Origin of the sequence: Campylobacter sp. 10_1_50, from assembly GCF_000238755.1 — a bacterium.
GTDB lineage: Bacteria > Campylobacterota > Campylobacteria > Campylobacterales > Campylobacteraceae > Campylobacter_A > Campylobacter_A concisus_R.
The window spans coordinates 704,928-725,151 of sequence record NZ_JH414887.1 but is presented as its reverse complement, the minus strand read 5'-3'; the positions used below and the strand labels follow the sequence as shown (position 1 = coordinate 725,151).

Here is a 20,224-nt window from a genome sequence, read left to right as displayed (position 1 = left end):
CCAACTTAGCCATTTTTATGACCGCTTTTTAGTAAATTTATAAATTTAATGAGGTGAAATATGGCAAAGAAATTTATCGATGTTATGGATACAACCTTTAGAGATGGCTTTCAGTCAGTTTATGGCGCTAGAGTGCTTATGAACGACTTTTTGCCCGCGCTTGAAGCAGCCAAAGAGGCTGGCATAGAGCATTTTGAATTTGGCGGAGGAGCGAGATTTCAAAGCCTTTATTTTTACCTAAATGAAGACGCTTTTGCGATGATGGATAAATTTAGAAGTATCGTTGGCCCAAAAGCAAACCTTCAAACCCTAAGCAGAGGCGTAAACACCGTCACACTTGACACTGGTAGCCGTGAGCTTATCGACCTTCACGCAAAACTTTTCAAAAAACACGGAACAACTACTATTAGAAATTTTGACGCATTAAATGATGTTGAAAATTTAAAATATTCAGGCGAGAGGATCGCTCATCACGGCCTAAAACACGAAGTCGTCGTTACTATGATGGATCTGCCTAGTGGCTGTGTGGGAGCTCATGATGTTAAATTTTATGAGAAAATTTTAAGAGAAATTTTAGATGCAAATATCCCTTATCACAGCGTTTGCTTTAAAGATGCAAGTGGCACAAGCAGCCCACAAAAGGTCTATGAAACCATAAAAATGGCTAGAAAATTGTTACCAGAAAAAACTCATATCAGACTTCACACGCATGAAACTGCAGGTGTAAGCGTGGCTTGCTACCTTGCAGCGCTTGAAGCTGGCGTTGATGGTATAGATCTAGCTGCAAGCCCAGTAAGTGGCGGTACAAGTCAGCCAGATATCCTAACCATGCTTCACGCAGTAAAAGGCAAAAACTACGATCTTGGCGGCCTTGACGTGGAGAAAATTTTAAAATACGAAAGCGTTTTGAATGATTGTTTAAAAGAGTATTTCTTGCCGCCTGAAGCTGTGCAAGTAAGCCCACTCATACCATTTTCACCGATGCCTGGTGGCGCGCTCACTGCAAATACCCAGATGATGAGAGATAACAACATCTTAGATAAATTCCCAGAGGTCATCCTTGCGATGCGCGAGGTGGTGCAAAAGGGCGGATACGGCACTTCAGTAACTCCTGTTAGCCAGTTTTACTTTCAACAAGCCTTTAACAACGTGATGTTTGGCAAGTGGAAAAAGATCGCTGAGGGATACGGCAAAATGGTGCTTGGCTACTTTGGCAAGACCCCAGTTACGCCTGATAAAGAGATCATTAAGCTTGCTAGCGAGCAACTAGGGCTAAAACCAACCACAAAACACGCAGTTGATATAGCTGATAAAGATGAGAGCAAGTCACTTGCACATGTAAAAGAAATTTTAAAACAAAATAAGATCAAAGTTACCGAAGAAAACGTCTTTATAGCAGCAGCTTGTAAAGAAAAAGGTATCGCATTCTTAAAAGGCGAAGCTAAAGTAAATGTAAGAAAAGTAGATCCAAATGCTAAGGCAAATGAGGGCAGACAAACTCAAAGCGGCAGATATAGCGTCGTCGTAAATGGTAGCCGCTACAATGTCGAAGTAAGCGAAGGCTTTAACGACAGTATCCAAGTAAAATCGATCACTGAAGTTGAAGGCAAGAGCGTAAAAAATGCCAAAAGTGCAGCAGCAGGTGCAACAGAAAACGATATCGTCGCAAGCTTGCCAGGCGCTGTGCATAAAATTTTAGTAAGCGCAGGAGATCATGTCAAAAAAGGTCAGGCCATAGTCGTGCTTGAAGCGATGAAGATGGAGATAGAGGTCAAAGCCCCAAAAGATGGCATCATAGGCTCTATCGAGGTTAGCAAAGGTCAAAGTGTCGCGAACAATCAAGTGGTGGCTAGATTTAAATAAATTTGCCACTTTTAAAAAGATAGTGTTAAGCGAAATTTGATTAACATTTTGATGACTTTTAGGTCAAATTTATAAAGAAACGAAAATTTAAAAGGAAACAACATGATAAATAAACTAGACGAGCTAGGTCTAAAAGAGATCAAAAAGATAAATCACAATCTAAGCTACGACGAGCTTTTTGAGCTTGAAAAGGCAAACAACGAGGGCAGAGTCTCAAGTAACGGCACATTTATGGTTGATACTGGTATTTTTACTGGCAGAAGCCCAAAAGATAAGTACTTTGTCAAGCAAGATCCAAGCCAAAAATACATCGCTTGGGGCAAGATAAATCAGCCTATCACAAAAGAGCTTTTTGACAAGCTTCTTAAAAAAGCAAAAGATCAGCTAAGTGGTAAAGAAATTTTTATCCAAGATGCATTTTGTGGAGCTAGCAAAAAGAGTCAAAAATCAGTCCGCTTTGTCACCGAAGTAGCGTGGCAAGCGCACTTTGTGAAAAATATGTTCATCCGCCCAAGTGAAGCGGAGCTGGCTAAATTTGAGCCTGACTTTGTAGTATATAACGCTTGCAAAACAAAAAATGAGGACTACAAGGCTGATGGGCTACATTCAGAGGTTTTTGTTATCTTTAATGTCGAGGAAAATGTCGCGGTGATCGGTGGCACGTGGTATGGTGGCGAGATGAAAAAAGGCATTTTTTCTATGATGAACTACTGGTTGCCACTTGAGGGCAAGCTAAGCATGCACTGCTCTGCAAACGTAGGCGAGAAGGGCGATACGGCGCTATTTTTTGGTCTATCTGGCACTGGTAAAACGACACTTTCAACCGATCCAAAACGCAAACTAATAGGCGATGACGAGCACGGCTGGGACGATGATGGCGTGTTTAACTTTGAGGGTGGCTGCTATGCAAAATGTATCAACCTTGATCCAAGCAGCGAGCCAGAAATTTACGCAGCGATCAGGCGTGACGCGCTACTTGAAAACGTCGTGGCTGACGAAAAGGGCGTGGTTGATTATAAAGATGGCTCAAAGACTGAAAACACACGCGTGAGCTATCCGATCTATCACATCGACAACTACGAGCCAAGCTCAAGCGCTGGTCATCCAAAAAATATCATCTTTTTAAGCGCTGACGCTTTTGGCGTGCTTCCTCCAGTTGCAAAGCTGACAAAAGAGCAGGCGATGTATTATTTCTTAAGTGGCTACACAGCAAAAGTTGCTGGCACAGAGCGCGGTATCACCGAGCCAGTCGCTACTTTTAGTGCTTGCTTTGGCGAGCCATTTATGCCACTTCACCCAACTGTCTATGCAAAACTGCTTGGTGAGAAGATCGATAAACACGGCGTTAATGTCTATCTTGTAAATACAGGCTGGAGCGGCGGTGCTTACGGCGTTGGCAAGCGTATGAGTATAAAAGCAACACGTGCTTGCATAAATGCGATCCTTGATGGTAGCATCACAAAATGCGAATTTGAAAATTTTGATAAATTTAACTTCGCTATTCCAAAAGAGCTTGATGGTGTCGAGACAAAACTGCTAAATCCTATAAACACATGGGCAAATTCAGATGAGTATAACGCTTCACGCGATAAGCTTGCTAAAATGTTTGTCGAAAATTTCAAACGCTACGAAGATGTAAAAGAGGGCGTCGAGTACGCCAAAGCTGGCCCAACAGCTTAAATTTATGGTCTTGTAGGAAATTCCTGCAAGGCTTTTTAAATTTAAACTATCAAATAGTAAAATTTTTAGAGCTGTGAAATATAGCTCTTTTTTTTAAATTTCTAATATAAAATTTAAAACATTTTGCGAACTAGCTCGATCAAATTTAAATAGATTTTTTAAAATTTTCTTACACAAAAAATTACTCTTTATAAATGATCGAAAAATTTAATCGCCTGATATCAGAAATTTTAATACAAGCGATCCTTTTAGTTAAAAAACAAATTTCAGCCTGAATGCTCCAGTTAAATTTAAAATATTTTGTAATCTCTTTAAATCTCAAAATTTCTAATATAAAAAATTATTGTTAAATTTATTGTAAGTAGTGTGGTCTTTGTAGTTAAAAATTTAAAATTTAGCCAAAACACACTAGCTAAATTTGATATCAAATTTCTACTATAAAAAGCCGCTGTTGTATTTAGTGTAAGTTGCAGTTAAAACGAAAATTTAGCCAGGTATCTGGCTAAATTTAATCAAAATACTCTCTTTTCTAGTCCAAATTCTACGCCAGCTTTTGCCAGCTCAAATGTCGCATCTATAAATTTGTACTCGCTACTGATAAATGGCAAAAACATCGGTATCTCGGTGCAGCCTGCGATATAAACGTCAGCTTCAATGTTAGAAAGCACTTCGTAAAACACTGGCACATACTCTTCTAGCTTGCCAGCTTTGACGCCCTTGTAGATGCACTCCATGATGACATCTTGCGTCTCTTTGCTAAAATCCACGCTCTTTAGCCCGCGCTCTTTTAAAATTTGATCATAAACGCCAGCCTTTTTTGTGCCACTTGTTGCGATTACAGCGATATTTTTAGCGTGCGGATATTTCTTTTGCAAGGCATCTACTGTAACCTTTGCGATGTGCAAAATTTTCACTCCAGCCTCTTTTTCGATGCTTGGGGCAAAGTAGTGAGCTGTATTACAAGCCATTAGCATCGCCTCACACCCAGCATTTTTTAAAAGTTTAGCACTTTGAATTAGCTTTGGAAGCGGACTTTCTCCCTCGCCCATGATAAATTTTGTCCTATCTTCTATCTGAGCGTATGAGTCTATAACAATGTGTAGGTGCTCTTGATCGCAAGTTGCTGGGGTTATATCGATGATCTTTTTGTATAAATCAGCCGTGGCAAGTGGTCCCATGCCGCCTATGATGCCTAATGTCTTCATAGCTCCTCCAAATTAAAATTTTCAATAATTATAATATTAGTTTCTATATTTAAAAATAAAATTTCTAAATTTTCATTGGGTATTGTAAAAATAGGGAGTAAGCACTTTAAGTTTTGAAGTAAATTTTAAGATAAAAAGGGGCGATTTGCCCCTTAAAAAATTCTATTATGAGTGGAAGTGAAATTCGTCTGGATGATCTAGTGCGTATCTAAATTTCTCCATATCGACCTTTTTATCCCAGATAGAAACGATCATGCAGCCAACGGCATTACCGCAAAGATTACCAACAGCACGCATCTCTGACATAAATTTATCAACGCCAAGTAGCACAGCCACAGTGACGACTGGTATGCCAGTGCTTGGAAGTGCGCTTAGTGTGCCAGCAAGGACAACAAAGCCAGATCCCGTAACGCCAACCGCGCCTTTACTTGTGATCATTAGCACGATTAGTATGCTTATTAGGTGCTCAAAACTTAGCGGGATATTAAATGCTTGAGCTAGGAAGATAACGCTTAGGCTTAGATAGATGTTGGTGCAGTCAAGGTTAAATGAGTAGCCAGTTGGGATGATAAGACCAACTGCGCCTCTATTTATGCCAGCTGCTTCTAGCTTTTGCATAAGTGGTGCAAGAGCTGTCTCGCTCGAGCTTGTCGCAAAAACGACCAAGACCTCTTTTGAGATAAAACGCATAAATTTAAAGACATTGACCTTGGCAAAGTAGCAAATGACGCCAAGCACGACAAAGATGAAAAAGCAGCTTGCAAGTGCCATAACGACAAGAAGCTCCATCATACCAAGAAGCGTTCCGATGCCAAATTTACCGATCAAGTAGGCCATCGCCGAAAAGGCCGCCACTGGGCTAAATAGCATAAGCCAAGTAAGTAGCTTTAAGACGTAGTGCTGGATAAATTCAAGCGGTTTTAGACAAGCTTGCTTTTTATCATGAGCAAGTAGTGAAAGCACGATGGCAACGACTATCGCCATGAAAAGCACTTGAAGTGTGTTTGACTTTATGAATGGATCAAGTATGTGTACGTAAGGGAAGATGTCATCTACTGGCACAGCGCCTCTTAAAAGATGAAGTGTGTGCGCTAAAAAGCCGCTATTTGCGTCCATGTTGCCAGCTTGAGATGTAAATTTAGCCACGCTTGAGGCGTCAAGCTGAGTGTAGTCAAGGTTCATGCCGTGTCCTGGACGAAGCGTCTCGCCAAAGATGATACCAACAGCAAGAGCAAGCGTACTAACTATCTCAAAGTAGATAAACGCCTTAAGTCCGATGGTGCCAAGATCTTTTAAGCTCTCAAGTCCGACGATGCCTGAGACGATCGTTAAAAAGATGATAGGGCCGATTAAAATTTTAAGGGCTTTTATAAAATAATCAATGCCTGGCTTGCTCGCTATGCCAAGCTCAGGTGCGACCATACCGACGATAACACCGCCAACTATACCTATCACAACCCAAATGGCGAGATTGGTAAATAGCCTCACAAAGAGACTTTTTTGCATTTTTGCACTCTCCATAAATTCCCCTTTTATAGGCTCTCTTTGATCTCTGCTGAGAGGATCTTGTCGCCTTGTCTGATAGCATCAAGCACCTTTAAGCTCTCGTCATCAACGCACTTTCCAAAGACTGTATGCACGCCGTCAAGATGAGGTTGCTTGCTGTGGCAGATGAAAAACTGCGATCCGCCAGTGTCGCGACCTGCGTGAGCCATGCTAAGGCTGCCACGCTCGTGTTTTACCTTTTGGTTGTCGCATTCGCATTTTATCCTCCAGCCAGGACCGCCTGTGCCTGTGCCATTTGGGCAGCCGCCTTGGATGACGAAATTTGGTATAACTCTGTGAAAATTTAGGCCATTATAAAAGCCTGTTTTTATCAAATGGACAAAATTTGCAACAGCTTGCGGTGCATCCTCGGCAAAAAGCTCAAGTTTGATATCGCCTTTTTCTGTCTTTAAAACTGCAAATTTATCTTTTTTTAGCTCGTCTAAATTTATATCATAAACCTTTAACTCATTAAAACGCATGTTGCTCCTTTTTACTCGATATTTGTATAAACTGCTTGGACATCATCGTCGTCTTCTAGCTTGTCGAGAAGCCTCTCAACCTCAAGCATTTGCTCTTCATTTAGGCTTACGGTTTGATTTGGTAAGTACTGAAGTGAAGCTTTTTTAACTACTAAATTTAGCTTCTCTATGCCTTCATGAAGTGTGCCAAAATTTGCGTAATCGCCATAAACAAATAGTGCGTTTTCGTCTTCTTCGATGTCACTTAGACCATAATCAATGAGCTCAAGCTCGATCTCTTCGATATCTGCGCTTGGTTTTTCAAGCTCAAAAACGCTCTTTCTTGTAAACATAAAGCTAAGGCTGCCACTTGGCAAAATTTCTCCGCCATTTTTGCTAAATATCGCTTTTACATTTGCAACTGTTCTTGTTGGGTTATCAGTCGCGCACTCAACAATGATTTGCACGCCGTGAGCTGCTTTGCCGTCATAAAAGATAGTCTTGATATCAGCGCTATCTTTGCCATTTGCTCTTTTTATAGCCGCATCGATGTTATCTTTTGGCATATTTTCAGCTTTTGCTGCTGCGATGGCTGCACGAAGTTTTGGGTTCATATCTGGATCACATCCGCCATCTTTTGCCGCTACTGTTATAGCCTTTGCAAGTTTTGGAAATACCTTGCTCATCTTATCCCATCTAGCTTCTTTTGCCGCTCTTCGGTACTCAAATGCTCGTCCCATAAATATCCTTAAATAAATTTTTTACGGATTATAACTAAAAAAATTTTATACTTTTTTAAAACATTTTTAGTTTGCCTGCTAAAACGCTTAATTTGTAAATTTGAAAATAATATTTGGTAAAAATTTAAGCTAAAGGCATATAATCATACCCATGATAAAAAATGCTCAAAAACAAGATGCAAAAATCTGCATAAAATTACTAAATTTAGCGATGGAGGATATCGCCTACAAGCTAAGTGGCTACGATGATCCTGCAAAAAGCGATGAAATTTTAGAGAAATTTTTTGTAAGCGAGATAAATAGACTTAGCTATAAAAATGTCTATGTCTATAAGCGTGACGAGCAGATCATCGCTGCGATATGTGCTTACTTTGGTGGCGACGTAGCTCAGCTTGATAGTGAAATTTCACAGCATCTAAAGGCTCTTGGCAAAGATGCCCAGATAGAAAAAGAGTGCTTTGATGATGAGTTTTATATAGATAGCATCGCTGTAGATGAGAAATTTAGAGGTCAAGGGCTTGCAAAAGAGCTCATCTTGCACTCATTTGCAAGAGCAAAAGAGCTAGGACATAAAAAGGTCTCGCTGATAGTTGATGTAAATAAGCCAAAAGTTCGTAAATTTTACGAGAGCCTTGGCTTTAAATTTAACACCAAAAAGATCATAAATTTACACGAATACGACCACATGATAAAGGAGATAATATGAAAACATTTGAGGTAAATAACGTGCATTGCCAAAACTGCGCAAATACTATAAAAAACGCACTTGAGGATGACTTTGGCGAGATAAAAGTCGATCTTAGCAAAGAGCCAAGACAAGTAAGCGTCGATATAAAAGATGGCGATGTAGAGAAATTTAAATCAGAAATGGCTGATCTGGGATTTGACGTTATAAAAGAGCTTTGATATGCCTTTAAAAGTCAAGCTAAATATAGCGGGAATGAGCTGCGTAAACTGCTCAAACGCTATCGAAAAGGTTTCTAAAAAGATAGATGGCGTGCTTGATGCAAATGTAAATTTTGCAAACGCAAGCGGTGAGTTTGTCCTAAAAGACGCCAGCGTGCGTGAAGTTTTAGAGCAAAAGATAAAGAAGCTTGGCTACTTTGTGGCGACAAATATCGATGAATTTGAAGCCAAAAGAGACGAGCATATAACATCGATAAGAAACAAATTTATATTTGCATTTATCGCAAGCATCGTGATAATGGCGCTTGAGATGTTCACACCTCACAGCTTGCTAGTAAATTTACTCATGCTAGTTTTAGCATTTTTGGTTCTAGCCTTTAGCGGCAAAGACTTCTTTGCTCACGCCATAGAGGCTATTAAAAACAAAAACTATGATATGAACGTGCTTGTTGCTCTTGGAAGCGGCAGTGCATTTTTATACTCGCTTTTTGTTGTGATCTTTTCAAATTTCATCCCAGATGATCTAAAAAACGTCTATGTCTCAGGCGTAGCGATGATAATAGCCTTTGTTTTGCTTGGCAAGTACCTTGAAGAGCGCTCAAAGGCAAAAGCTGGCGACTACCTAAAGACGCTACTTAAAATTTCACCAAAGACCGCCTTTTTGGTCATGCCAGACGGGCAGAGCAAAGAGGTAAATGTAAATGAGCTAAAAGTAGGCGATATCGTCATCGTAAAAAATGGCTACAACGTCCCAAGTGACGGCGTGATAGTCCAAGGTGGCGCTGAGATCGATGCTTCTATGCTTACAGGAGAGAGCTTGCCTGTTTATAAAGAGGTAGGAGATAGCGTATTTGCCGGCACTCTAAACACAAATGGCTACATAAGCGTCAAGGTAACAAAGAGCTCTTTTGAAAGCTTACTATCTCAAATTTTAAGCTTGTTAAGCGACGCTAGCTCCAAAAAGATGCCTATCGGACGGCTGGCTGATAAGATAGCAAACATCTTTGTACCAAGCGTCGTTGCGATCTCAGTTCTTACATTTTTGATATGGATAATTTTTAGTGGAAATTTCGCCTATGCGATCTCTTGCGCGATCTGCGTGCTTATCATCTCATGCCCATGTGCGCTTGGACTTGCCACGCCAATAGCAATAGTAAGCTCCCTCGCGCGTGGCGCAAAAGCTGGAATTTTAGTTAAAAACCCAGAAGTTTTAGAGCTGATAAAAGATGCTAAATTTGTAGCATTTGATAAAACTGGCACGCTAAGCAAGGCGCTAATTAGCGTCAAAAGCTCAAATTTGAGTGAAAAAGAGTTAGAGATAGTGGCGTCTGCTGAAAATTTAAGCGAGCATCCGATCTCAAAGGCGATCGTAAGATATGCAAAACAAAATTGCATAAATTTACAAAAGCTAAATGGTAAATTTCAAAACGTAGTTGGTCAAGGCATCGTCTATGAAGACGAGAGCAACAAGATAATAATAGGCAACGAAAAACTGCTCGCAGCAAACAATATCTTGCTAAATGAAGCTGATAGTGAGGCGATAAAAGAGGCTACAAGTGATGGAAGTGGCGTCATACTTTGCGCTGTAAATCAAAAATTTAGTGGTTTTTTAACGCTAAGTGATGAGCTAAAAAATGAGGCAAATAGCGTTATAAATGAGCTTGCAAAGCTAAATTTACAAAGTGTGATCCTATCAGGCGATGATAAAAAAGTAGTGGCAAATATCGCTAGCAAACTAAATGTGAGCGAATACTACGCAAATATGCTACCTGAGGATAAATTTAACAAGGTAAAAGAGCTAATGAGCCGAGGTGGCGTGATCTTTGTGGGAGATGGCATAAACGACTCGCCATCGCTCAAAGAGGCAAGCGTTGGCATCGCTATGAACTCAGGCTCAGACATCGCTAAAGGTGCTGGCGATATCGTGCTTGTAAAAAATGACTTGCGTGGCGTGAGCGGGCTTGTAAAGCTTGCAAATGCGACTATTGCTAACATAAAAGAGAATTTGTTTTGGGCATTTATGTATAACGCCATTTGCATACCAGTGGCTGCTGGCGTGCTCTATCCGGTGTTTGGACTGCTTTTAAGTCCAGTTTATGGCTCGATGGCGATGTGCTTAAGCTCGGTTACTGTCGTGCTAAATGCACTTAGACTTAGATATTTGCAACTTAAGGATTAAATTTGAGACTTGGAGAGCTTTACAGCGTCGTAGCGGCTGCACTTGCTACAAATTTTAATGGTATCTTGGGTGTCTCATCTTTTATGCGTATCAAAAAGACAAATGCGTGGATAACGCAGACAAAGAGCGATGCGAATGTAAAAGGAAATGAGCTTTACGCTAAATTTATCAAAGATGAGAGTAGTGCGGCCTTGTGTGATGATTTTATCATTTTGAAGGCAAAATTTGAAGCAAGCTATTTTTTCTCGAGTGCAAAAGATGATTTGGCACAATTTTACAAGGCTATAAATTTTGAGCCAAAAATGGGTGAGGTTGATAGCATCTCAAATCAGCTCATTTTGATAGCAAATATCTTAAAAAAAGAAGCGACAAAAGAGTCTATGCAACTTCTTGCTGCTTTTAGCCTCTCATTTTTCTTACCTTATGCCGAGCTTCTCGCAAAAGAGCTTGAACAAAATGCTAGCAGTAACTTCTATAAGTCAATGGGATACTTTTTAGAGGATTTTTGTTTGGTTTTAAAAACTATTATCGGTAAGGCTTAGTCTTAAGCCTGTACCATTTCTGTCATTTGAGTTTTAATACTTAAAATGTTATTCTGAATGCTTGATTGTTCTAAATTTAGATGATGAAGCATCTGCATAGAATCACGATCTTTCAGGTGTTGAATGCTTGAAATTTGATCAGCTATATCGCTTCTTTGATCTTGTAATTTTTCTAAATTTTTTTGTAACTCTGTGACATCTTCTTTTCTAATAATTGTAGGTTTTTGTCTAACCTCTTCTCTTTGTTCGACATGCACATCATTACTTCTAACGATATCTTTTGTACCATAGCCAGAAGATACTAATATGCTGGTTTTAGCGCTACTTGATGATAAAGACGCAAAACCATCATGATAAAAAATATTTGAACTTATATTAGCATCTATTTGCATATTATTCTTCCTTAAGCTATTAAACTTTTATTTATTGCTTTATATAAAATTTAATATAATTTTTTATCTTGATTTATATCATAAGCTTATAAAAATAAAGTCAATTCAAAGCATTTACATTACTTTTAAAGCTAATTGAGCGCCTTAAGTACTATTTTGTTAAAATCACGCAAAACTAATCAAAGGCAAAGCTATGAAAAAAGATGAAAACGCACATAAAAAGATGTGGGAGGGCAGATTTAGCGAGGCTAGCTCGAAGTTGCTTGAGGAATTTAACGCTTCTATAAATTTTGATAAAAATCTTTTTGAAGAGGATATCGCTGGCAGTAAGGCGCACGCTAAAATGCTAGGAATTTGCGGAATTTTAAAAAAAGACGAGTCAGAAGCGATCATAAAAGGGCTTGATGAGGTTTTGGCTGAGATAAGAGCTGGTAAATTTGCTTTTAAGATAGAGGATGAGGATATCCACATGGCCGTTGAAAAGCGCCTTAGCGAGATCATCGGAGCTGAGCTTGGTGGCAGACTACACACGGCTAGAAGTAGAAATGACCAAGTTGCGCTTGATTTTAAATTTTATGTTTTGAAGAAAAATTTAGAAATTTCATCTCTCATTAAAGAGCTCATCGCCACACTTGCAAATTTAGCCAAAAACCACAAAGATACGTTAATGCCAGGCTACACGCACCTTCAGCATGCCCAGCCAGTAAGCCTTAGCTACCATTTGCTAGCCTACGCGTTTATGTTTAAGAGGGATTTTGAACGTTTTGTTAACTCGTATGAGCGAAACAATCTAAGTCCGCTTGGCTCAGCAGCCCTTGCAGGCACGCCTCATAAGATAGATAGGAGCGTCGTTGCAAGCGAGCTTGGCTTTGCTGGCTGCACACAAAATGCTATGGATAGCGTGAGCGACCGCGACTATGCACTGGAGATTTTATTTAACATTAGCGTTTTTATGACGCACGCTTCTAGGCTCTGCGAGGAGCTCATACTCTGGAGCTCGCAAGAATTTGGCTTTGTAAGCATTAGCGACGCTTATAGCACTGGCAGCTCCATCATGCCTCAAAAGAAAAACCCAGATGTCGCTGAGCTCATACGCGGTAAAACTGGGCGTGTAAATGGAAATTTAGTAGCGCTGCTAACTACGATGAAGGGCTTGCCACTTGCTTACAATAAAGATATGCAAGAAGATAAAGAGGGCGTTTTTGATAGTGTTGCGACCATTTTAAGCTCGGCTACTATCCTAAACGAGATGATAAAAACTGCTAAATTTAATGAAAAAAATATGCTAAAAGCGACAAAAACAGGGCATCTAAGTGCCACTGATCTAGCGGACTACCTAGTGCGTGAGAAAGATATCCCATTTAGAACGGCGCACTTTATCACCGGCAAGGCTGTTGCAAAGGCAGAAAGCTTGGGGCTTGATCTAAGTGAGCTAAGCAAAGAGCAGCTAAAAAGTGTCGATGAAAATTTAGATGAAAATGCCATCAAATTTCTAGATCTGCACGCTTCAAAAGAGGCTCGCACTTCAAAAGGTGGCACGGCAAATAAAAGTGTTAAAGAGCAAATTCAAATTTTAGACGACTGGCTTAAGTAAAAAGAGTTATAATTACGTGTAATTTACAAATTTTAAAGGGTGAAAAATGTTTTTTGACAGCAAAAGCAAAGAGCTTGGTAGTAAAAATGAAGCTTTAGAGAGAGAAAATGAAGCTTTAAGGGCTGAAATTTTAGCACTTAAAAATGAGCTAAAAAATGCCAAAACTTGCGAGCCAAAAGAGCAAGCTAAGGATAAGCAAGAGGCTGTAAATTTGCTGCTTACTAGCTATCAAGATGGTATGAATTTCTTGCAATCAACCATTGAAGAAAACCTAAAAATGCTTGAAAATATAAACCATTTAAATGAGAAAACTTTTAAAGAAACAGGCGAGCTAAAGTCTCAAACGGCTGAAATTTTAAGCTCGATCGAGCAAGTGAGCCAGATGAGCGGCGATCTCTCAAACGACGCCTCTTCGCTTGATGGAAGCGTAAATTCTATCGTTGAGATCATAAATCTCATAAAAGACATCTCAGATCAGACAAATTTGCTAGCGCTAAATGCTGCTATAGAGGCGGCTCGTGCTGGTGAGCATGGACGAGGCTTTGCTGTCGTTGCAGATGAGGTTAGAAAGCTTGCAGAGCGCACGCAAAAGGCGACGCTTGAGGTTGAAGTAAATATAAATGGCCTTAAGCAAAGTGCAAACACAATGATCGAAATGAGTGAGAGTTTCTCTAAAATTTCAGCAAATGCGATGCAAATTTTAGGCGGTTTTGAGGGCAACATCTCAAGCGTAAATGCCAACACGCAAAACATCCTAAATCAAGCCCTAAACGTAACAAACGAGGTCAATGTAAGTAACGGCAAGATAGATCACATCAACATGAAGCTAAATGGCTACCGAGGCGTCTTGCTTGGCGAGATAAATAAAATTCAAGACGTGCATGAGTGTAGATTTGGCAAGTGGTATGAAAAAGATGTGAAAAATACCATCATAAAAGATCCAAGAACTCTCTCAAGCATAGCTGCGCACCACGAAAATGTCCATCACGGACTAGATAAGGCTATGGCGATTTTTGCTGACAAAGATAATGGACATTTAACAGGTGTCGAGATACTAAAAGACGTCGAGCACTCAAGTAAAGCAGGCTTTGAAGAGTTACTTGAGGCGGTAAAAGCTGCTAGGAAATAAATTTATTTAAATTTAGATGTTTTAAAAAGTAAAAATACGAAGTGAAATTTAGACTCAAAAAGAGTCTAAATTTTATTTTTAAAATGTGCTTTGTGGATCAGCTACGCCTTCGCTCCAGCCAAGTTTTGCGCCAGCAAGTAGGTGAAAGTGTAGGTGCATAACCTCTTGACCGCCATTTTCGCCGCAGTTTGTTATGAGGCGGTAACCGCTCTTATCAACGCCCATTAAGCTCGCTACTTCTTGGATAAATTTAGCCATCTCACCCATCAAAACTGGATCCATCTCTTGGAAGTTTTTGTAGTGTTTTTTAGGGATGATGAGGATGTGGATCGGCGCTTTTGGGTTGATGTCGTTAAAAGCTAGAAATTTCTCGCTCTCAAGCACTTTGTTACAAGGAATTTCACCAGCAACGATCTTTTCAAATATGGTCATTTTAGCTCCTTTGAAAGTTTGAGAAATTATATCAAAGTGTGCTTAAATTTCGTGCTTTTTATCTTGATTTTAACTCTTTTTCTATAAAATCGATGCAAAAATTCATAAAGGTAAAAAATTGCAAGATTTCATTAATAAAATCAAAAATGAAATTTCAACTCTTGATGATCTTGAGAAGGTCAGGGTAGAAATTTTTGGCAAAAAGGGCATCTTGGCACAAGGCTTTGCAAAGCTAAAAGAGCTTGGCGAGGATGAGAAAAAGGAATTTGCAGCAAATTTAAACAAGCAAAGAGATGAGCTAAGCGCGCTTATAGAAGCTAAAAAGGCCGAGCTTGGCAGGCAAGAGATAGATAACAAGATGAAAAAAGAGGCCGCTGATATCACGCTCTTTAACGAGCCTGTTGCTAGTGGGGCTCTGCATCCTGTGATGGCCACGATGGATAAGATAATTGAGTACTTTTTGGCGCTAAATTTCTCACTTGAAACTGGGCCACTTATAGAAGATGATTTTCACAACTTTGAGGCGCTAAATTTACCAAAATACCACCCAGCAAGGGATATGCAAGATACATTTTACCTAGATGATTTTAGACTTTTAAGGACGCATACGAGCCCAGTTCAGGTGCGAACTATGCTAAATCAAAAGCCACCTATCCGCATGATAGCGCCAGGCACGGTCTTTAGACGCGATATGGACTTAACGCATACACCGATGTTTCACCAGGTAGAAGGCCTTGTGGTGGAGGATGCTGAGAAAGTTAGCTTTGCAAATTTAAAATCAATGCTAGAGGGCTTTTTAAAGCACATGTTTGGCGACGTTGAAGTGCGTTTTCGCCCTAGCTTCTTTCCATTTACGGAGCCTAGCGCAGAGGTTGATATTAGTTGTATATTTTGCCATGGCAAGGGCTGCAGGGTGTGCAAGCAGACTACTTGGCTTGAGGTGCTTGGATGCGGCGTCGTTGATCCAAATGTATTTAAGGCGGTTGGCTACAAAAATGTAAGTGGATATGCCTTTGGCCTTGGCGTTGAGAGATTTGCGATGTTGCTTCATAGAGTGCCTGATCTAAGGTCACTTTTTGAGGGAGATTTAAGATTGTTGGAGCAGTTTAAATGATAATTTCAAAGCATTGGTTAAACGAGTGGATCGACCTTAGTGAGGTTAGCGGCGAGACACTTTCAAAGACATTAAATTCAATCGGTTTAGAAGTTGATAGCTATAAAGAGATAAATTTACCAAAGAGCATCGTAGTTGGCTACGTAAAAAGTAGAGAAAAGCACCCAGACGCCGATAAGCTAAGCGTTTGTCAAGTTGATGTTGGCAGCGAAACGCTTCAGATCGTGTGTGGGGCTAAAAACGTCGAGGCTGGTCAGTTTGTGCCAGTTGCACTCATTGGCACGACGATGCCAAATGGTCTTGAGATCAAAAAGGCAAAGCTAAGAGGCATCGAGTCATGCGGCATGATCTGCTCTTCAACTGAGCTAGGACTACCTAAGACAAATGACGGCATCTTGCCACTTGATGAGAGTATCGGCAAGCTAAAACTTGGCACAAGCCTTGGCGAATTTGAAGCGTTTAAAGATGTGATCATCGAGGTTGATGTCACAGCAAATAGGGGCGACTGCCAAAATTTACACGGCATCGCAAGAGAAATTTACACCGCACTTGATCTAAATATGAAAGATAGCCACGAAAATGAAGATAGCGAAAATTTACTAGGCATCGGTAGGATCGCGTCTGTGCGAACTGAAGATAAGGTAAATGGCTCGTTTTTATATAAAGCATTTGAGCTAAAAAATGCATTAAGTGAAAATTTATTAACTAGGTTGAGGTTAGCTCTAATTGATTGTCAAAAGACAAATTTAGTAGAAAGACTGCTTGAATACGCGACATTTTGCACGGGCGTCTTGTTTAGAGCTTATGATCACGCTAAGCTTGTGGGCGAGGGCGAAAAAGCAGTTTTTGACATAAAAAATGGCGAAAATGGCGAGTGCGTGGTCTTTTGTGAGGATAAAAATTTAGGTGTTGCTGGAATTTACCAAAGCGATGAGGCTAGGGTCGATGAGGGCTCAAAGGTGATCTTGGTAGAGGCTAGCTATGTAAAACCAGATGTTGTCTCAAAAGCCATTTTTGAAAATAAAAATTTACCAAAAGGCGATCAAGTGTATCGCTCAAGCCGTGGTAGCGAGCCAAATTTAGCTTACGGGGCGGACTATCTTTTTAAAAGGCTAGCTAGCTTTAAAGATAGCCTAAGTCTTTTTGCAGGATCACAACAATCACTTCTAAACACCGAACCTATCGCGCTTAGTATCTCACTTGGCGAGCTTAAAAATATGATCGGTCAAGAGGTTGCAAGAAACGACGTCGTTAAAATTTTAAAGAAACTTGGCTTTGAGATCGCGGTAAATGTTGAGCAAGAGAGCTTTAACGTAAAAGTGCCGTTATTTCGCCATGACATCGTAAATTCTCATGATATCTGCGAGGAGATAGTAAGGATAATAGGCATCGACAATATCGCCTCAACGCCACTAAATTTCTCTGAGAAAAATAGGCTAAATAAGACATATTTTGACTATAAAAATGCTTTAAATTTAAGACGCCGCGCAGCTGATAATGGCTTTTTTGAAAGCGTGCACTACGTATTTGACAGCCTTGATGAGCTAAGTGAGCTAAATTTCAAACCTTGCAAGATCAAGATACTAAATCCTATAAACAGCGAGCTAAATACGCTTAGACCAGCACTTGTTAATCACCTCCTAAGCTCAAGCGAGAAAAATATCAAAAACTCAAAACGCTCAGTTAGACTTTTTGAGCTTGGCGAAGTCTTTGATGAAAATGCAAATCAAGGCTTAAATTTAGGCTTTGTCGTATCTGGACTTTTAAAAGAGCCAACACTTATAAACGGCGCAAAGGGCGAAGAGGCAAATTTCTACGCATTTGCAGCGATGGTGCAAAATGTCATAGGCAAATTTGAGCTAAAACCTTGCCGCGAAATATCGTATCTTAGCTCATACGAGCAGGCACACATCTATCAAAACGGCGAAAAGATCGGCTATATCGGCAGGGTCGATGCAAGAGTAGAGGCAAAAAGGGATTTACCAAAAACATATGTCTGTGAGATTGATTTTTCAAAGCTTAAATTTGAGCCGATCTTAGCAGTGCCATACTCAAAATTCCAAAGCACTACAAGGGATCTTAGCCTCATCGTGCCTGAAAATTTCGAGGCAGGACGAATTTATGAGTGCATAAGAGGGCTAAATTTAAAAGAGCTAAAAGAGTTCTTACCGGTTGATATCTATAAAGATGCAAAACTAAACGGCGCGATTAGCCTTAGCCTTAAATTTACATTCCAAGATATGGAAAAAACGCTCGAAGATGACGATATAAACGCGCTTATGGATAAAATTTTAAGTGAGCTAAAAGAGAAACTAAATATCGGAATAAGATGAGAATTTATCCATTAGAAAAAAATCTAAATTTAACCATCGATGACATCGCAGCTGACAAGTCTATCTCGCATAGATGTGCGATCTTTTCGCTTTTAAGCGACAAGCCATCTCGTGTTAGAAACTACCTAAGAGCAGGCGATACGCTAAATACCTTAAAAATAGTTGAGCTCCTTGGCGCAAAGATCGAAGATAACGGCGCTGAAATAACGATCACACCACCGCAAAAGATAAAAGAGCCAAATGAAATTTTAGAGTGTGGCAACTCTGGCACGGCAATGAGGCTTTTTATGGGGCTATTAGCCGCGCAGGAGGGCTTTTTTGTGCTAAGTGGTGATAAATATTTAAATTCTCGTCCGATGGCAAGGATAGCAAAGCCTCTAAATGATATGGGTGCAAAGATAGATGGTGCAAACGACGCAAACAACGCTCCTCTTTGCATAAGAGGGACTAAATTTGAAAGATTTAGTTTTGAGAGCAAGATCGCCTCAGCTCAGGTAAAAAGCGCGCTTTTGCTAGCGGCTCTTTACTCAAATGGCTGCAAATTCAGCGAGCCAGAGCTAAGCAGAGACCACACTGAGCGTATGCTTGCAGGCATGGGAGCTGATATAAAGCGTGACGAGCTAGAGATCACTGTAGAGCCGATGAAAGGCCCACTTGCGCCACTTGATATAGATGTACCAAATGATCCAAGTTCGGCATTTTTCTTCGCGGTCGCAGCTCTAATCATCCCAAATTCGCATATCATTTTAAAAAATATCTTGCTAAATAAAACTCGCATCGAAGCTTACAGAGTTTTAGAAAAGATGGGCGCTGAGATAAAATTTCACAAAACCTCAAGCAAATACGAAGATATAGGCGATATTGAGGTTAGATACTCGCCAAATTTAAAAGGTGTAGAGGTTAGCGAAAATATCTCGTGGCTCATCGACGAAGCCCCAGCTTTAGCCATCGCATTTGCCTGCGCTAAGGGTCAAAGCAAGCTAACAAATGCAAAAGAGCTTCGTGTAAAAGAGAGCGATAGAATTGCTGTCACGATAAATGCGCTAAAGCAGTGTGGTGTCGATGCTAGTGAGCTTGAAGATGGCTTTATCATAAATGGCTCTGAGGCTAAATTTGCCACGATAGATAGCCACGGAGATCACAGGATCGCCATGAGCTTTGCCATACTTGGACTAAAATGTGGCATGCAGATAGAAAAGAGCGAATTTATTGCCACTTCGTTTCCAAATTTTGCTGAAATTTTAAAGAAAATGGGAGCTAGGGTTGAAGATCGAGCTTGCTAGTAGTTATGGATTTTGCTTCGGCGTAAAAAGGGCGATAAAGATAGCTGAAAACGCTGGAGATGCTGCAACTATCGGTCCACTCATACATAATAATGAAGAGATAAACAGGCTTGAGAAAAACTACAATGTAAAGACGCTTGAGGGCATAGATGAGCTAAAAGATGAGAAAAAGGCGATCATCCGCACTCATGGCATCACTAAAAACGACCTTGCGGAGCTAAAAAAGACTGATATAAAAGTGATCGACGCAACTTGCCCATTTGTGACAAAGCCACAACAAATTTGCGAAAAAATGAGCGAAGAGGGCTATGATGTGGTGATCTTTGGAGACATGCATCACCCAGAGGTAAAAGGGGTGAAGTCGTATGCCAAGGGCAACGTCTATGTCGTGCTTGAAGAGAGCGAGCTAGAGGGCGTTAAATTTAAGCAAAAGGTCGCGCTCGTTAGCCAAACTACTAGAAAAGTTGAGAAATTTATGCAGATCGCAAACTATCTCATGCTTCATGTAAAAGAGCTGCGCGTTTTTAACACGATCTGCAACGCGACATTTGAAAACCAAGAGGCTGCTAAAAATTTAGCAAAAAGAGCTGACGTGATGATAATAATTGGCGGTAAAAACAGCTCAAACACAAAGCAACTCTACCTAATATCTAAAAATTTCTGCGAAGATAGCTATCTCATTGAAAGCGAAGAAGAGCTTGAAAGATCATGGTTTGATGGCAAAAATTTGTGTGGCATAAGTGCAGGTGCTAGCACGCCTGACTGGATCATACAAAAAGTCGTTGACAGAATCAAAAAAGTATAAAATTTATCCTAGCTAAAGCCA

At 40.2% G+C, this 20,224-nt stretch carries 18 protein-coding genes and 1 pseudogene; 13 read left to right on the top strand and 6 right to left on the bottom strand.

All coding sequences use genetic code 11. The features are described 5' to 3' along the window. Nucleotides 1-60: 60 nt before the first annotated feature. Together HMPREF1019_RS03635 and pckA are read left to right on the top strand one after the other, a co-directional pair. Nucleotides 61-1,863 carry a biotin/lipoyl-containing protein gene (locus tag HMPREF1019_RS03635; protein WP_009294311.1) on the top strand — a complete coding sequence of 601 codons (1,803 nt, stop codon included), beginning with the start codon at nucleotides 61-63 and terminating at the stop codon, nucleotides 1,861-1,863. A gap of 105 nt (nucleotides 1,864-1,968) precedes the next feature. Further along, entirely contained in the window at nucleotides 1,969-3,543 is a 1,575-nt protein-coding gene (gene pckA, locus HMPREF1019_RS03630) for a phosphoenolpyruvate carboxykinase (ATP) (protein WP_187364903.1), read from the top strand. Nucleotides 3,544-4,055: 512 nt separating this feature from the next. Here the strand turns inward: pckA and HMPREF1019_RS03625 are convergent. From HMPREF1019_RS03625 to HMPREF1019_RS03610, 4 genes are all read right to left on the bottom strand, one after another. Continuing rightward, a complete protein-coding gene (locus HMPREF1019_RS03625) occupies nucleotides 4,056-4,748 on the bottom strand; it encodes an aspartate/glutamate racemase family protein (protein ID WP_009294309.1) in 693 nt (230 codons plus the stop codon). Between the two features lie 165 nt (nucleotides 4,749-4,913). Further along, nucleotides 4,914-6,269, bottom strand: coding sequence for a cation:dicarboxylate symporter family transporter (locus tag HMPREF1019_RS03620; RefSeq protein ID WP_034901121.1), 1,356 nt, complete (start codon nucleotides 6,267-6,269; stop codon nucleotides 4,914-4,916). Nucleotides 6,270-6,280: 11 nt separating this feature from the next. After that, nucleotides 6,281-6,775 carry a peptidylprolyl isomerase gene (locus tag HMPREF1019_RS03615; protein WP_009294307.1) on the bottom strand — a complete coding sequence of 165 codons (495 nt, stop codon included), beginning with the start codon at nucleotides 6,773-6,775 and terminating at the stop codon, nucleotides 6,281-6,283. 11 nt (nucleotides 6,776-6,786) lie between these two features. Continuing rightward, on the bottom strand, nucleotides 6,787-7,494 hold the full coding sequence (locus HMPREF1019_RS03610) for a YebC/PmpR family DNA-binding transcriptional regulator (RefSeq protein WP_009294306.1): 708 nt from the start codon (nucleotides 7,492-7,494) through the stop codon (nucleotides 6,787-6,789). A 151-nt stretch (nucleotides 7,495-7,645) separates the two neighbouring features. Between HMPREF1019_RS03610 and HMPREF1019_RS03605 the strand changes: the two genes are divergently transcribed. Genes HMPREF1019_RS03605 through HMPREF1019_RS03590 form a run of 4 tightly spaced genes read left to right on the top strand, consistent with a single transcriptional unit; the run spans nucleotide 7,646 to nucleotide 11,121 of the window. After that, on the top strand, nucleotides 7,646-8,200 hold the full coding sequence (locus HMPREF1019_RS03605) for a GNAT family N-acetyltransferase (RefSeq protein ID WP_009294305.1): 555 nt from the start codon (nucleotides 7,646-7,648) through the stop codon (nucleotides 8,198-8,200). Beyond that, nucleotides 8,197-8,400: a heavy-metal-associated domain-containing protein gene (locus HMPREF1019_RS03600; RefSeq protein ID WP_009294304.1), complete on the top strand. Its 204-nt coding sequence runs from the start codon at nucleotides 8,197-8,199 to the stop codon at nucleotides 8,398-8,400. Before HMPREF1019_RS03605 ends, HMPREF1019_RS03600 begins: the two co-directional genes overlap by 4 nt. Before the next feature lies 1 nt (nucleotide 8,401). Beyond that, nucleotides 8,402-10,579 (top strand): heavy metal translocating P-type ATPase, encoded by a 2,178-nt coding sequence (locus tag HMPREF1019_RS03595; protein WP_009294303.1) that lies wholly within the window; start codon nucleotides 8,402-8,404, stop codon nucleotides 10,577-10,579. Between the two features lie 2 nt (nucleotides 10,580-10,581). Further along, nucleotides 10,582-11,121 (top strand): hypothetical protein, encoded by a 540-nt coding sequence (locus HMPREF1019_RS03590; RefSeq protein WP_009294302.1) that lies wholly within the window; start codon nucleotides 10,582-10,584, stop codon nucleotides 11,119-11,121. A gap of 2 nt (nucleotides 11,122-11,123) precedes the next feature. Here the strand turns inward: HMPREF1019_RS03590 and HMPREF1019_RS03585 are convergent, their stop codons facing one another. Continuing rightward, on the bottom strand, nucleotides 11,124-11,513 hold the full coding sequence (locus tag HMPREF1019_RS03585) for a hypothetical protein (protein ID WP_009294301.1): 390 nt from the start codon (nucleotides 11,511-11,513) through the stop codon (nucleotides 11,124-11,126). A gap of 193 nt (nucleotides 11,514-11,706) precedes the next feature. Here HMPREF1019_RS03585 and argH point away from each other — a divergent pair, with 193 nt between their 5' ends. The 3 genes and pseudogenes from argH to HMPREF1019_RS10635 all read left to right on the top strand — a co-directional run bounded on the left by argH (nucleotide 11,707) and on the right by HMPREF1019_RS10635 (nucleotide 14,236). Further along, nucleotides 11,707-13,107 carry an argininosuccinate lyase gene (gene argH, locus HMPREF1019_RS03580; protein WP_009294300.1) on the top strand — a complete coding sequence of 467 codons (1,401 nt, stop codon included), beginning with the start codon at nucleotides 11,707-11,709 and terminating at the stop codon, nucleotides 13,105-13,107. A gap of 457 nt (nucleotides 13,108-13,564) precedes the next feature. After that, nucleotides 13,565-13,870: pseudogene (locus HMPREF1019_RS10640) on the top strand (methyl-accepting chemotaxis protein); the annotation flags it as partial. Nucleotides 13,871-13,927: 57 nt separating this feature from the next. Further along, nucleotides 13,928-14,236: a CZB domain-containing protein gene (locus HMPREF1019_RS10635; protein ID WP_410369111.1), complete on the top strand. Its 309-nt coding sequence runs from the start codon at nucleotides 13,928-13,930 to the stop codon at nucleotides 14,234-14,236. 78 nt (nucleotides 14,237-14,314) lie between these two features. Here HMPREF1019_RS10635 and HMPREF1019_RS03570 read toward each other — a convergent pair whose 3' ends face one another. After that, nucleotides 14,315-14,668, bottom strand: coding sequence for a histidine triad nucleotide-binding protein (locus tag HMPREF1019_RS03570; RefSeq protein ID WP_009294298.1), 354 nt, complete (start codon nucleotides 14,666-14,668; stop codon nucleotides 14,315-14,317). Between the two features lie 118 nt (nucleotides 14,669-14,786). Between HMPREF1019_RS03570 and pheS the strand changes: the two genes are divergently transcribed. The 4 genes from pheS to HMPREF1019_RS03550 are packed head-to-tail and all read left to right on the top strand — an operon-like array spanning nucleotide 14,787 to nucleotide 20,203. Then, the gene (gene pheS / locus HMPREF1019_RS03565) at nucleotides 14,787-15,782 is read left to right on the top strand and encodes a phenylalanine--tRNA ligase subunit alpha (RefSeq protein WP_009294297.1); all 996 of its coding nucleotides are present in this window, start codon (nucleotides 14,787-14,789) and stop codon (nucleotides 15,780-15,782) included. After that, complete coding sequence (gene pheT, locus HMPREF1019_RS03560) at nucleotides 15,779-18,115, top strand: phenylalanine--tRNA ligase subunit beta (protein WP_009294296.1); 2,337 nt, start codon at nucleotides 15,779-15,781, stop codon at nucleotides 18,113-18,115. Before pheS ends, pheT begins: the two co-directional genes overlap by 4 nt. Next, the gene (gene aroA, locus HMPREF1019_RS03555) at nucleotides 18,112-19,398 is read left to right on the top strand and encodes a 3-phosphoshikimate 1-carboxyvinyltransferase (protein WP_009294295.1); all 1,287 of its coding nucleotides are present in this window, start codon (nucleotides 18,112-18,114) and stop codon (nucleotides 19,396-19,398) included. The genes pheT and aroA overlap by 4 nt, the downstream gene beginning before the upstream one ends. After that, the gene (locus HMPREF1019_RS03550; protein WP_009294294.1) at nucleotides 19,379-20,203 is read left to right on the top strand and encodes a 4-hydroxy-3-methylbut-2-enyl diphosphate reductase; all 825 of its coding nucleotides are present in this window, start codon (nucleotides 19,379-19,381) and stop codon (nucleotides 20,201-20,203) included. The genes aroA and HMPREF1019_RS03550 overlap by 20 nt, the downstream gene beginning before the upstream one ends. The last annotated feature ends 21 nt before the right edge of the window (nucleotides 20,204-20,224 follow it).

Bases quoted from the DNA above. Each gene is read 5' to 3' on its own strand.
- HMPREF1019_RS03635 (WP_009294311.1), top strand. From the start codon at position 61: ATGGCAAAGAAATTTATCGATGTTATGGATACAACCTTTAGAGATGGC.
- HMPREF1019_RS03625 (WP_009294309.1), bottom strand. From the start codon at position 4,748: ATGAAGACATTAGGCATCATAGGCGGCATGGGACCACTTGCCACGGCT.
- HMPREF1019_RS03620 (WP_034901121.1), bottom strand. From the start codon at position 6,269: ATGGAGAGTGCAAAAATGCAAAAAAGTCTCTTTGTGAGGCTATTTACC.
- HMPREF1019_RS03615 (WP_009294307.1), bottom strand. From the start codon at position 6,775: ATGCGTTTTAATGAGTTAAAGGTTTATGATATAAATTTAGACGAGCTA.
- HMPREF1019_RS03610 (WP_009294306.1), bottom strand. From the start codon at position 7,494: ATGGGACGAGCATTTGAGTACCGAAGAGCGGCAAAAGAAGCTAGATGG.
- HMPREF1019_RS03605 (WP_009294305.1), top strand. From the start codon at position 7,646: ATGATAAAAAATGCTCAAAAACAAGATGCAAAAATCTGCATAAAATTA.
- HMPREF1019_RS03600 (WP_009294304.1), top strand. From the start codon at position 8,197: ATGAAAACATTTGAGGTAAATAACGTGCATTGCCAAAACTGCGCAAAT.
- HMPREF1019_RS03595 (WP_009294303.1), top strand. From the start codon at position 8,402: ATGCCTTTAAAAGTCAAGCTAAATATAGCGGGAATGAGCTGCGTAAAC.
- HMPREF1019_RS03585 (WP_009294301.1), bottom strand. From the start codon at position 11,513: ATGCAAATAGATGCTAATATAAGTTCAAATATTTTTTATCATGATGGT.
- argH (WP_009294300.1), top strand. From the start codon at position 11,707: ATGAAAAAAGATGAAAACGCACATAAAAAGATGTGGGAGGGCAGATTT.
- HMPREF1019_RS10635 (WP_410369111.1), top strand. From the start codon at position 13,928: ATGAAGCTAAATGGCTACCGAGGCGTCTTGCTTGGCGAGATAAATAAA.
- HMPREF1019_RS03570 (WP_009294298.1), bottom strand. From the start codon at position 14,668: ATGACCATATTTGAAAAGATCGTTGCTGGTGAAATTCCTTGTAACAAA.
- pheT (WP_009294296.1), top strand. From the start codon at position 15,779: ATGATAATTTCAAAGCATTGGTTAAACGAGTGGATCGACCTTAGTGAG.
- aroA (WP_009294295.1), top strand. From the start codon at position 18,112: ATGAGAATTTATCCATTAGAAAAAAATCTAAATTTAACCATCGATGAC.